The sequence below is a fragment of the Algibacter sp. genome, from assembly GCF_029245835.1.
Classification (GTDB): Bacteria; Bacteroidota; Bacteroidia; order Flavobacteriales; family Flavobacteriaceae; genus Algibacter_B.
The window spans coordinates 18,028-32,069 of the sequence record NZ_JAQWOO010000076.1; the positions used below are offsets into that span (position 1 = coordinate 18,028).

The following is a 14,042-nucleotide window of genomic DNA, read 5'->3' on the forward strand; positions in this document are numbered from 1 at the left end:
ATAGTAAGTCGAAATTAGATTCAAAAACTTACAACACTATTCTTTTGTAAATAATTTGAAAGCATTAATGAAATTTACGACAAAATATGACGTTATTAGTACTTTATTTTAAGTTCTTAAAGTTTAGTATTTTTACTAAATAAACGATTTACATTTATGAATACCATTGTTGAAGCAACCGAAAAATTTGTAATTAGTTATTTAAATGAAAATTTAGACACTTCATTTGTATATCATAATTTAACACATACCCAACGTGTTGTTGAAAACGCAAAAAAACTAGCAGAACTTTCTAACCTTAGTGAGGATCAAAAACAACTTCTCATAACTGCCGCTTGGTTACATGATACAGGTTATACAAAAACTATTAAAAATCATGAAGATGAGAGTGTTGTAATAGCTAAAGATTTTTTAAAACAACAAAAGGTTTCTGAAACCGATATTAAAGCTGTTTGTGATTTGATTTTGGCTACCAAAATGGCGTATGACAAACCAAAAAATCAATTAGAAAAAATTATAAGAGATGCTGATTGTGCTCATATTGGTAGCAAAAACTATATTGAAATATCTGAATTACTGAGAAAAGAGTGGGAACTTAATTGCGACAAAACATTAACAGAAAGCAAATGGCTTGATGAAAATATTAATTTTCTATCGACCAAACATCGTTTTTATACAGATGAAGCTTCTGCTAATTGGGATAAAAGAAAAGGTAAAAACCTATCGCTTTTATTACTTGCAAAAAAGAAATTAGATCTAAACAACACCAAGCTAAAACAAAAAAAAGCTGAACTAAGTTTTAAAAAAAATAAGATAGAATTACCTGAGCGTGGAATTGAAACCATGTTTAGAGTAACTTTAAAAAATCATATTACACTTAGTAATATTGCTGATACTAAAGCCAATATTTTGCTTTCGGTAAATGCGATTATAGTGTCTTTAGTTTTATCTAATTTAGTTTCAAAATTGGATAATCCTTCTAATAGTTATTTAGTTATACCCACAGTTATTTTTGTATTGTTTACTGTAGCATCTATTGTATTATCCATTTTAGCAACGCGACCAAATGTAACCAGTGGCAAATTCACTAAAGATGATGTTGCCAATAAAAAAGTAAACCTTTTATTCTTTGGAAATTTTCATAAAATGAGCCTGAATGATTTTGAATGGGCCATGGGAGAAATGATGGAAGACAGAGATTACTTGTACTCCTCGATGAAAAAAGATTTATACTTTCTTGGTTTGGTTTTAGACAAAAAATACAAAATACTTCGAATTACCTATTCTGTCTTTATGGTAGGAATTATAGTAAGTGTTATTTCTTTCGCTATTGCTTTTAAATATTTTGGCGGAATAGCTTAAGCCTTAATTTCCTTCATTAAATCATTATAAGTATAGAAAGATTTATCTTCTTCATTTTTATGATAGAGTACACTTACACGTATAGCCTTAAGCCCCGTTACAGCTTGTAAATCTTGAAGTTCAACTATTTCAACATCGCTATCTAAATAATTCTTAGACTGCAAAAACTTAATATATCTTAAATACTCGCGTTCGTCTTGTTTTTGAGAATAGATAATTGTTATTTTACCTTTTTGGGTAACACGCTCTTTAGTCCCTTTTATAAAGGCTTTATCGACTCTTTTCTTAACAATCTCGTAGCGAGCGTTATAAGTACCATCTACATCAAACTGTTTTTCATCCATTCTAAAACTAATAGACAATGGCTGATTAAACACTAAAATCATGGATGCCACATCCAGGGCTACCGGGAATTCAGATTGCATTTGGTAGTATGTGTTTTCCATTTCGCACATGACTTGCAACTGCCATAATCTTAAATTGTAAAGATAAATAGGGTTAAATGAATCTTCTTTAGTAATGGATTCGCCTATATACATATTGTGTTCTACACCATCTGTTTTAAAACGCTCAAAATAATGGGGATACATTTGCTGTGCTTCAACTTGTTTTTTATCTAAAAGCGACGCCATTTCTTTATTAATCTTGGCAATGGTATTATCGTAATCCTTCCTATGATTATAAAGGACATTTACCTTCTCATCTATACTATCAAAATAGCCATCAATATGAACTTTTAAATCATCTATTGTATAAATATGCTTAAGTGCTGGCTCTATTTCTTCTTTAAAAAACTCAGAAATTTGTTGTTCGCTATCCACTTGAAAATGTGTATTCAATCCTTCCAGATATTCATCTATCTGATAGATGAACTGCTCATAAATTGGCAGGGATTCAATTTTGGTGACCTTTTCAAAAATACTTTTAACAGCATTAAGTTGAAGAGTTAAATCTAATCTAGTTGCATTATTTCTAGCTTCAGACGAGCCTTTAATATCTATTTGACCGTAAAGTGGGTAAACATTCTCAAAAGCTATCTTTTTGAAAGTCGTTTGCTCACCATTCATTTCTGCTTTAATAAAGTTTTTAGCTTCCTTTTTAAATAGCCAATGTACGCTGGGGTGAATTGAGGTACATTCTTTTTGAATAATGGCTTCAATTAAGTTTTCTTCGTCGTTCTTAGAGCGCTCGACAGCCGACACTATAAAAGGCATGACATCTGTTAACTTATTAGCGTTAATACTATTAAGTGTTTGAGGTGTGCTAGAAACAATTTCTATAATCCCCATTAACCCATCTTCATTAGCAATAGGCGCAAAAATAGCACTCTTAATACCTTGCTTTTTTAAATTAGAAATGTGGGGTGCCTTACCTTTTGATTTTTCGAAATTGCGGTCTACATCAGAAACAGAGAAATAATCCTTCTCTTTTAGTAATTTATTATAAGACCAACTGCATAAGGAGTCTGAACACTTTTTGTTTTCCGCATCACCTAGCAAGTAACTATGCATTCCAACACCATAAACACGCTCGAAAATATCTTCTTCCTCGTTATAAATTGAAAATCCAACTTTAATATCGTTAATACCTAAAAGTGATCTAAATATCTCATGAAAGCCATCAATAAAGCCCTCTGTTTTTCTTTTATCGTCTCCAATTAAACTCGATTTTATGTTAGAAATAGATTGATCTTCAGTAACATCAAAAATATTCGAAATCACAAAGCCCTTGAAGATATAACTATCAGGCGGGAATTTTTCTTTCCAAAGTGCAAGGTTATCAAAATTATCTAAAAGCTGATTGTAATCCTCTCGAGTAATATTTACAGCCTTTTCTGTTGGCAATATTTCGCAAAAATCAGCATTGTAAAGAATTTTATAATGTCTAAGAACTCCATTAATATCAGGAATTTCATAATAAAACGGACGTTTAAAATTTAGATTGTATCCGTAGCAGTAATTCAATACAATAGTACATGCAATAATGTACCTATGATCATCAGGCATATTTTTTATATTCAATTCAAACCCTTCACCGGCTATCTCTATAATATTCTTAAAACGTTCAGAAGAGTTAAAAATTAAATCATGAAAAGGAACAGACGCCGTTTTTATTTCATTTCTAGTTAAAACTGGCGCAAAAGAATCTTGTAAAATAAGACTAATCTCCTTTTCTCTATCTTTTAATACTTTAGTATCACTAAAACCCAATCTTAACTCTGGATAGGGTTCAGCAGATTTCAAGACACGCTTTGCTTTAGCTGATAAAAACTCATCGTCACTTTTAGCCAATTTTTCATAATGCTCAAGTAGTTTATTAAACCCGACTTTAAGCATCATGGGCGTTTCTACATTGTCATTAATATCCATATCTAGAAAATTTTTATATAACAAAATTACGAATTATTAGGTTAGTCGATATTAACTAGACTTCCTAACTGCAAATTTGTTACTTAAAAGATAGGATTCTTATGGCTTTTCAAGTAGAGAAATATGCTGTTTTCAATTTCTAAATTACTGTAAGCTTTTAAAAACCTAACAGGTCGTAAATAGATTTACTAAATTTTTAATATGAAAGATTCTAATGGATTTAAATCTATTCTGATAACGCCGTTACCGTTTTCAATTTTTAAAACAGGACTGTATTGATGGTATAATTGATCTTTAGTTTGATGATTCCCATCTGTAAACTCCCAAATAGAAATAATATAATCAGGAATTTTTAATTCAAAACCATAAGTGTTTTCAGCATTAAAATTTGATACAATTATAAGTTTTTCATCGTTACTCCATCGCACAAACGACAACACCTTATCGTTATACCATTCTGTATTCTGTATATTATGAATGTGTATGTCTTGATAATACCCAGCTAAAGCAGAACTGTTTATTGAAAAATTTAATAATCTTTTATAAAAATCTCTTAACTCTTTTTCTTCATCGGTTAATTGACCACCATCAAACTTTTTGTTATTTACCCAACGCTGATGGGCAGGCACACCTATATAATCAAAAATTGAGGTTCTTGTAGGCGAACCAAATCCTGCATGTTCAGAACCATCTTCTCCTACTTCCTGTCCAAAATAAATCATAGTTGGCGCTGTTGAAGATGTTGTAGAAACCACCATAGCAGGCTTACCTTTTTCAGCTTTACCCGCAAAATCCGGACTCGCTAAACGCTGTTCATCATGATTTTCAAGAAAGTGTAACATATGGTGTTCAATATCTTTTAACTCATCAAGAATTGGCGGAATATAATCTGTTTTACCGTGCCCTTGCATCACGCTTTTTATAGTATCATAGAGTTGCACTTTATCATAGAGATAATCCATTTTTCCTTTCTTGATATAGTCGCTATACAGTGATGGATTATACACCTCTGCCAATAAAAAGGCATCAGGATTTTTCATTTTGATAGAGGAATTCATAAAACTCCAAAATTCTACAGGTACCATTTCTGCCATATCATACCGAAAACCGTCAACACCCATATCTAACCAGTACAGCGCAATATCTCTAAACTTTATCCATGAATTTGGAACTATTTTATCTTTCCAAAAATCAAAATGTTTTTGATAATCTTCATTTTCAAAGCCTTCAGGAAGTTCGTCAAAATCCTTTTTCCCTTCTGGTGAAACACCATAGTTAACTTTTACGGTTTCATACCAATCATTCATATGAGGTTGCGATAATCTAGATCCGTTCCCAGTCCATTTTGCTGGTTTTTCTATAAACCTTCCTTCTTTAAGTGGATTTTCGCTATTTCCTAATGGGGTGTAATTATGCTGCCATACAGGCACTTTAAAGGATTCTTCTGGGTTATAATAAAAATTATTATTTTCGTGATAAACAACCGTTTTATCATCATCTTCACCAAAATCTCTTATGCCTTCCGGCTTTGTAATACTTTTATAATTTCGAGCTACATGATTAGGAACGATATCAATAATCACTTTCAAATCAGCATCATGTGTGCGTTTTATTAATGCCTGAAACTCTTCTAATCTATTTTCAACATTTACTGCTAAATCTGGATTTACATTATAATAATCCTTAACGGCATACGGTGAGCCTGCTCGTCCTTTAACTATGTCTGGATGATCGTTTGAAATACCATACTCTTGATAATCTCTAATAACGCCATGGTGCGGGACACCAGTATACCAAATATGAGTTACACCTAAATCTTTAATTTCTTTTAAGGCTTTTGAAGTAAAATCATTGAATTTACCAACACCATTTTCCTCAACAGTGCCCCATGGTTTATTGGTCGTGTTTGTGTTACCAAATAATCTTGTAAATACATGATAAACGACTTCCTTTTTTTTATCACTCTTAAAGGTCTTTATCGTTTTCTTATCTACTTTCTTCTTTTGCATACTACTTAATCTTAAATATTACTGAATACTTTTATGATTTCCTTATTATGGATTTTATACTATAACACTTTAAAATTATTATTTATAAAAGGTTTAGCTCTAACAACCATTTGAAAAATATTTTTTCGATAATACATTTACTTTTCATTGCAGATATTATAATTTGGTAGTTAAGATGGTGGTTCCTTTTTCTTTTAGAATATAATTATCTTGCCATAAAAATTGTTGATTTGTAATAATATTTTCAACTGTTTTTCCGTTTAAACCAATCTCTTCAAACCTTTTTAAATCTAATTCAAAAGGAGATTCGTTTTTATTAATAACATGAATCACAATTTCGTCTTTATACATTCTAAACAATGCATAAACTCCATTTTCAGGAGCAAAATGAACCGTTTTCCCTTCATGAATAGCTTTACTATCCTTTCTATAATTCAAAACCTTTTTAATGAAAGATTGCATGTCTTTTTGATAGTCATTTAAACCCTCGCCAGTAAAGGCACTAACAGTATCACCCTGCCAACCTCCGGGAAAATCTGTACGCACTAAACCATGATCTCCGGGGTTATCAAAATCGTGCATTAAAATTTCCGTGCCATAATATATTTGTGGAATTCTTGGTATAGTCAACACGTAACTAATTGCCATTTTTGTATTGGCAATATCTCCCTTAAGCTGGGTAAATATGCGACTCATATCATGGTTGTCTGGAAACACCATAATGTCTTTTGGCTGTACATAAGTAAAATCGTTGGCTAGTCCTTTATAGATTTCAATTAAACCTGAATTCCAAGTATCTTCATCAATAAGACCGTTTACAATCGTTTCTTGCATAGCAAAATCCATTGGCGATTTAAGGTTGGAATTATAGCCATCTTTATTAAGGTTCCCCCTTTGCCAATAAGCAATTAACAATGGGTTATTAGTCCACTCTTCACCTACAATACTAAAATTCGGATATTCATTCATAATTTCACCAGCCCAACGGCTCATAAAATGTTTATCAGGATAAGAATATGTGTCTTGACGGATTCCTCCTAAATTGGCAGTTTCAATCCACCAAATACTATTTTGAATCGTGTATTTAGCAATAAATGGATTGCGCTGATTTAAATCTGGCATTGCTGGAACAAACCAGCCTTCACTCATACTGGTTTTATCTATTTCTGAAGCATAGTCATCTTGATTAGTGGTTCGTCTATGATTGGTTATAATACTTTTACTATTATCCCAATTTTTATAATTATCCACGTAATTATTTTGATGATTTATCCAATCTTTAAACGGCAAATCTTTCATCCACCAATGTTGTAAACCGCAGTGATTAGTCACTTGATCCATGATTAACTTCATGCCTTTTCCAGCCATTTTGTAGGACAGCATTTTATAGTCGTCCAAAGTTCCAAAGCGAGGATCAATCTCATAAAAATCTGTTATAGCATAACCATGATAAGAGCCTTGTGGCATATCATTGGTTAATAACGGACATGGCCAAACGGCCGTAAAGCCTAAATCTTCAATATAGTCTAAATGCTTAGTTATGCCCTGAATATCACCACCATGTCTAGCATAATCATCATATCTATCGATGGTTTTCTCAAGAAGGGTTTCTACGATATCATTTTCAGGATTTCCGTTAGCAAATCTATCTGGCGTAATCAAATAAATAGCATCACTACTATTAAAACCAACATAATCTTCCGAAGATTTTACTCTTGATTTCAACTCATAGGTATGAATTAAATCCTCTTTATTTTCTTGTTTAAAAAGGATATTGAATCGTCCTGCTTTTGTGATTTCAGAAATATTTAAGTCGATGAAGAGGTAATTAGGACTATCTGCATGATGCACTTTTTCTATAGAAACACCTTGATATGAAATTTCAGGAACTCTTTCAGATATGTTAGGATGATGCACTAAAAGTTGTAATGCATTATTTTTAAAACCCACCCACCAATTTAAAGGCTCAACACGGTTAATATCATATTTTCCATCACGTTCACCTACAGCCATATCACTTTATTTTTCACAAGATAAACTTAAAGTAAATTAACTAACAGATTGCAGCTCTTTATTTTTAAGTAATAAGGGCTTAGTATTTGCTAAAATTTCTAAATCTTCACCATAAACCAATTCAAAATTGGTTTGCTTTTGTGTAATCTGAATTTTTATAATATGATTTCTAAAATTCACTTTAAATGAATAACCGTCCCATTGTTTAGGGATTTTTGGCATGAATGACAATTTATTATCTATTATTCTCATACCACCAAAACCTTCAACTATACTCATCCAAGTTCCTGCCATGGACGTAATGTGTAAGCCTTCGTGCACTTCGTGATTATAGTCATCTAAGTCTAGTCTTGAGGTTTGTAAATAGAACGTATACGCTTGTTCCATCCTACCTAATTTAGCAGCTTGAATACTATGAACACAAGGTGAGAGAGAACTTTCATGAACTGTAAATGGTTCGTAAAAATCAAAATGACGCTCTAATTCGGCATCAGAAAATTGATCTTCAAAAAAGTAAAACCCTTGTAAAGTATCGGCTTGTTTGATGTATGGTGAACGCAAAATCCTGTCCCAGCTCCATTTCTGATTGATAGGTCTTTCTGATTTCGGTAAATCTTCAACCGAAATCAATTCTTTATCTAAAAACCCATCTTGTTGTAAATACACTTGATGCTTCTCTGAATATGGGAAATACATATTATCTGCAACCGCTTTCCATAGCTCTAATTCATCTTTAGAAAGCTTTACTTTATTAGTAATTCTTGAAAAATCCGAAGTATATTCTTGCTCTATTTTTTCAATTTGCTCCAGCGTAAAATCAATACACCATTTAGCCAAATAGTTAGTATACCAATTGTTATTAACATTATTTTCATATTCGTTTGGCCCAGTAACTCCTAAAATAACATATTGATTTTTATCTGAAGAAAATGTAGCACGCTGTTGCCAAAAACGAGCGATTGCTATTAAAACCTCTAATCCTTTTTCAGGAATATAACTGTAATCTCCTGTATAACGGTAATAGTTATAAATAGCGAATGCAATGGCCCCGTTTCTATGAATTTCTTCAAAGGTTATTTCCCATTCGTTATGGCATTCTTCACCATTCATCGTAACCATAGGATATAAAGCTGCTCCGTTTTTAAACCCTAATTTTTCAGCATTTTCAATAGCTTTATCTAAATGGTAGTAGCGATATTCTAATAAGGTTCTCGCTACTTTTTGATCTTTAGTAGCCATATAAAAGGGGATACAATACGCTTCGGTATCCCAATACGTGCTTCCGCCATATTTTTCGCCTGTAAAACCTTTTGGACCAATATTTAATTTTGAATCTTTACCTAAATACGTTTGATTTAATTGAAAAATATTAAAACGAATACCTTGTTGCGCTTTTGTATCGCCTTCAATAGTAATATCAGCCATATCCCAGATAGTTGCCCAAGCTTGTTTTTGATCTTCAAGTAATAGGCTATATCCTTTTTCGGTAGCTGTTTTTAAAACTTGTTTTGCAACTTCAACTAATTGTGATTTATTGTGATTTCTATCAACGATGTAACCTCCGAATTTTTGAATACTATACGTTTCTCCTTTTTTTACTAGCGAAGCATAACTGAAAGACACTAGGTTTGAATCCATTTTTGTAACACACTTCACAGAAGCTGGTTTCCCCGAAATAAAAAATTTAGATTCCATAAATGTACAGGTATGGAAATCGGTTTTCATTGTTTTTGCCTCAATAAAAGCTTGATGATTTAAATGACTTATATCTGTTGTGTCCCAAAATTTATCATCCCAATTAGTATCTTCATTTGTAATACCAGAATCCAAATACGGTTGAAATATAATTTCAGCATCCATATTTAAAGGTTTTACTTCGTAGTTTATTACACCAATTTCATCTAAATCTAAACTTAAAAAACGTTTAGCAGAGACTTCAATTTCAACACCATTTGGCAAGGTGGCTTTAAATGCTCTAGACAACCAGCCTTCTTTCATATTAAGTTCGCGCTTAAAATTATAAATAGATTTACAGGTGTTTAAATCCAATGGCTCACCATTTACTATGACGTTAATTCCAATCCAATTTGGTGCATTTAATACTTTAGCGAAATATTCTGGATAACCATTTTTCCACCAACCCACACGGGTTTTATCTGGGTAATATACCCCTGCAATATAGCTTCCTTGAAAGGTTTCGCCTGAATAGTGTTCTTCAAAATTAGCGCGTTGCCCCATGGCACCGTTACCAATACTAAATAAACTTTCTGAGGATTTAATACGATTGGCATCAAAACCTTCTTCTATGATAGACCAATTATCTGGTTTTATGTAATCTTGATTCATTTTTCTAAGATGATAACACTTAGACTTTAAACTGTTTAGTTTTTAAACTCAACAAACTAAAATTCTATGTCTTGATTATTATTTATACTATATCGCCTTTGTTTTATCCATCAATTCTTTGATGAAATTATCAGGTATTTCGGTTAAATTTTTAAAATTAAAATTGGCTTTATGGAGTGTTTTTTCATCTCCAATGCCTATGGATATCATATTTGCAGCATTAGCAGCTTCTATACCAGCAATAGCATCTTCAAAAACAACACATTGCTCTGGTTTTAAATGTAATTTTTCAGCTCCAATTAAAAATACTTCTGGATCTGGTTTTGCTTTTGAAACACTATTCCCATCAACAATACCAACAAATCTCTCATACAAGTTAACTTGCTTTAAAATTAATGGTGCGTTTTTACTTGCTGAACCTAAAACATATTGAATTCCTAACGCATCTAATGCATCCAAAAGTTCATTGACTCCTGGTAGAATTTCTTCAGCACCCATTTTGGTGATATACTTTAAGTAATGTTCATTTTTACTGATTAAAAATTCTTGTTTTTTTTCTTCAGAAAGCTCAACCTTTCCAATATCTAAAAGGATTTCTAATGATCTTACACGACTAACACCTTTTAAAAGTTCGTTATGTGCTTCGGTAAACTCAAACCCTAAATGGTCTGCAAGGTCTTTCCAAGCTAAAAAATGATATTTTGCAGTATCAACTATAACACCGTCTAAATCAAATATGACTCCTATTTTATTCATTATCTTTTTAAACCGCTTCAAAAGAGCGGGACTATTTATTGTTTATTAATTCTATAAGCTACACCCTCTTTTTTTTGAGAAATTAAAGGTCTGGTTGTTAAAACTTAATCCTTTAACAACCAACACAAATATAACATGATTACTAAAAATATCATTAACTAATGACACGTAATTAAAGACATTGAATAATTTATAGAATTAGGACATAAAAAATGAAAAACATATAAATAAATATCTATTTTTTTAGGAAAGATTTATTCTTTTGAATCATATTACATATTCTAAATCAATGAAAAGTTACTGAAAATCAGCATAAAACAAAAAGCTTCTCAATCCGATTTACTGGAAGAGAAGCTTTTGTTTATTCTAAAAAAGTCTTTTAATTAACTATTACCCTTTTTATAATCTGCTAAAAATTTAGCTAAACCGATATCCGTTAAAGGATGCTTTAATAAGCCTTTGATAGATGACAAAGGCCCTGTCATAACATCAGAACCTAATTTAGCACAGTCAATAACATGCATCGTATGACGTACAGATGCTGCTAAAATTTGAGTTTCAAAACCGTAGTTATCATAAATCTGTCTGATTTCAGCAATTAGATTTAATCCATCCGTAGAAATATCATCTAATCTTCCAATAAAAGGAGACACATAAGTAGCTCCTGCTTTAGCAGCTAAAAGTGCTTGACCAGCAGAAAAAACTAAAGTAACATTGGTTTTAATACCTTTATCAGAAAAGTATTTACACGCTTTGATTCCATCTGCAATTAAAGGTAACTTAACAACAATTTGAGGATGTAAACTGGCCAGCATTTCACCTTCATCAACCATTCCTTCAAAATCTGTTGAAATCACTTCTGCACTTACATCTCCGTCAACTAAATCACAAATTTTTTGGTAATGCGCTAAAATATTATCAGCACCAGTAATACCTTCTTTAGCCATTAAAGATGGGTTTGTTGTTACGCCATCTAACACCCCTAAAGCTTGTGCTTCTGCAATATCATCAAGGTTTGCTGTATCTATAAAAAATTTCATTTGATTGTTTTTATTTTATTAAAACGTTTGCATTTAAATATTCCATTACATTTTGGCTTACTTGTTCTCCTGTAAAGCCAAATTTTTCATCTAATACGCTTGCTGGCGCTGAATAACCAAAATGATCTACACCAAAAACTTTTCCATTATCACCTACAAGGCCTTCTAAGTTTACAGGTAAACCTGCTGTTAAACCATATAAAGGTTTGTTTTTTGGAATGATACTTTCTTGATAGGCTTTAGATTGTAATCTAAATACACCCTCTGAAATTATAGAAGCAATATTCACTTTTAAGTTTTCTCGCTCTTCAAGTATTTGAGCAGCCTCAATTAATGTTGAAACTTCAGATCCATTGGCCACTAAAACCACATCAGGGTTTTCAACTTCTTTAACTAAATACCCTCCTTTTTGAGCAGCTAAAGCCTCCTTATATCTTGATTCACCTTGTGCTGGAACATCTTTAATCCCTTGTCTAGAAAGGATTAAACCAGATGGTGTGTTTGTGTTTTCTAAAGCCATTTTCCAAGCCACACTAGTTTCAGCTGAATCTGCTGGACGCATTGCTAAGAAACTGTTTTTACCACTATGATTTTTCAGCTTTTCTAATAAGCGTATTTGCGCTTCTTGCTCAATGGGTTGGTGTGTTGGTCCATCTTCACCAACTCTAAAAGCATCATGAGTCCAAACGTATTTCACACCTAATTCTTGAATACCACTTAAACGAATAGCTGGTTTCATGTAATCTGAAAACACAAAGAATGTGGCTACAACAGGAATAATTCCTCCGTGTAATGCGATACCATTTGCAATACAAGCCATAGTTAATTCTGCTACACCAGCTTGTAAAAATGACCCGCTAAAATCGCCTTTTTGTAATGCTGAAGATTTTTTTAAGAATCCATCCGTTTTATCACTATTAGATAAATCTGCTGAAGACACAATCATATTTTCAACATGTTCAGCCAAATATCCTAATACATTTGAAGACGCAACTCGTGTTGCTAATCCTGCTTTATGTTCTATAGATTCAAAATCTAACTCTGGAAGTTCACCAGATAAGAAGAAATCTAACTTACTAGCTAAGGCACCGTTATCTTTTCTCCAAGCATTTATAACCGCTTTCTTTTTAGCTGCCTGAGCTGTTTTTTCAGAAATTAAATTTTTATAAAAATCATTAACATCATCAAAAATATCAAATGGGTTTTCAACACTTGCTCCTAAATTCAGTAATGTTTTTTCGTAATCTGCTCCGGTTGCTCCAATGGGCTGACCGTGTAATTCACAGTATCCTTCAAACATACTTCCATCAGCAGTTACACAACCTTTACCCATTATTGTTTTCCCAATAATTAAGGTTGGTTTTTCTGTTTCGTTGTTAGCATCAGTTAGTGCTTGTCTTATTTCATCGTGATTGTGACCATCAATAGTTACTACTTTCCATCCCCAAGCTTCATATTTAGCCGCTGTATCTTCACTTGTAACCTCATCTGTAGAGGTTGATAATTGAATATCATTTGAATCAAAGAACATGATAAAGTTATTCAGTCCTAAATGGCCAGCAATTCTACCTGCTCCTTGAGAGATTTCCTCTTGAATACCTCCATCAGAAATAAACCCGTAAACTTTATGATTCATCCAATCTCCAAAACGTGCCTGAAGAAATTTAGCAGCAATTGCAGCTCCAATACCCATAGTATGTCCTTGACCTAATGGTCCAGATGTATTTTCGACACCTCTAGCTACATCAACCTCTGGATGACCTGGTGTAATTGAACCCCACTGTCTGAAATTTGCAATATCATCTTTAGCGTAGTTTCCTAAAAGGTAATACTGTGCATACATTAAGGTAGACAAGTGACCCGCATCCATAAAAAAACGATCCCTAAAAGCCCAAGTCATATCTGAAGGATCATAATTAAAAAATTCAGAATAAAGGATGTGCATAAAATCTGCACCTCCCATAGGACCACCTGGGTGACCTGATTTTGCTTTTTCTACCATAGCTACAGCTAATGCTCTAATATTATCTGCTGCTTGTAAATTAATGTCTTTGTTCATTTTTTTAATTATGATTTATATTTAATGGCTTTAAAACATGCGATTTGAGCGTTAATAAAACTTTCAAAAAACACATATTTTGCAAATA

At 32.4% G+C, this 14,042-nt stretch carries 8 protein-coding genes; 1 reads left to right on the forward strand and 7 read right to left on the reverse strand.

The window, feature by feature from the left end:
- Positions 1-156: 156 nt before the first annotated feature.
- The gene (locus tag P8K68_RS12430) at positions 157-1,362 is read left to right on the forward strand and encodes a Pycsar system effector family protein (protein WP_300251458.1); all 1,206 of its coding nucleotides are present in this window, start codon (positions 157-159) and stop codon (positions 1,360-1,362) included.
- Here the strand turns inward: P8K68_RS12430 and P8K68_RS12435 are convergent.
- From P8K68_RS12435 to P8K68_RS12465, 7 genes are all read right to left on the reverse strand, one after another.
- Positions 1,359-3,731: a GAF domain-containing protein gene (locus tag P8K68_RS12435; protein WP_300251460.1), complete on the reverse strand. Its 2,373-nt coding sequence runs from the start codon at positions 3,729-3,731 to the stop codon at positions 1,359-1,361. The genes P8K68_RS12430 and P8K68_RS12435 overlap by 4 nt on opposite strands.
- A gap of 188 nt (positions 3,732-3,919) precedes the next feature.
- A complete protein-coding gene (locus tag P8K68_RS12440; RefSeq protein ID WP_300251463.1) occupies positions 3,920-5,740 on the reverse strand; it encodes an alpha-amylase family glycosyl hydrolase in 1,821 nt (606 codons plus the stop codon).
- Positions 5,741-5,896: 156 nt separating this feature from the next.
- A complete protein-coding gene (locus tag P8K68_RS12445) occupies positions 5,897-7,753 on the reverse strand; it encodes a glycoside hydrolase family 13 protein (RefSeq protein WP_300251465.1) in 1,857 nt (618 codons plus the stop codon).
- 36 nt (positions 7,754-7,789) lie between these two features.
- Positions 7,790-10,099 carry a glycoside hydrolase family 65 protein gene (locus P8K68_RS12450; RefSeq protein ID WP_300251468.1) on the reverse strand — a complete coding sequence of 770 codons (2,310 nt, stop codon included), beginning with the start codon at positions 10,097-10,099 and terminating at the stop codon, positions 7,790-7,792.
- 87 nt (positions 10,100-10,186) lie between these two features.
- A complete protein-coding gene (gene pgmB, locus P8K68_RS12455; protein WP_300251470.1) occupies positions 10,187-10,855 on the reverse strand; it encodes a beta-phosphoglucomutase in 669 nt (222 codons plus the stop codon).
- 383 nt (positions 10,856-11,238) lie between these two features.
- Positions 11,239-11,895 (reverse strand): fructose-6-phosphate aldolase, encoded by a 657-nt coding sequence (gene fsa / locus P8K68_RS12460; protein ID WP_300251473.1) that lies wholly within the window; start codon positions 11,893-11,895, stop codon positions 11,239-11,241.
- 10 nt (positions 11,896-11,905) lie between these two features.
- Entirely contained in the window at positions 11,906-13,954 is a 2,049-nt protein-coding gene (locus tag P8K68_RS12465; RefSeq protein WP_300251474.1) for a transketolase, read from the reverse strand.
- Between the last annotated feature and the right edge of the window lie 88 nt (positions 13,955-14,042).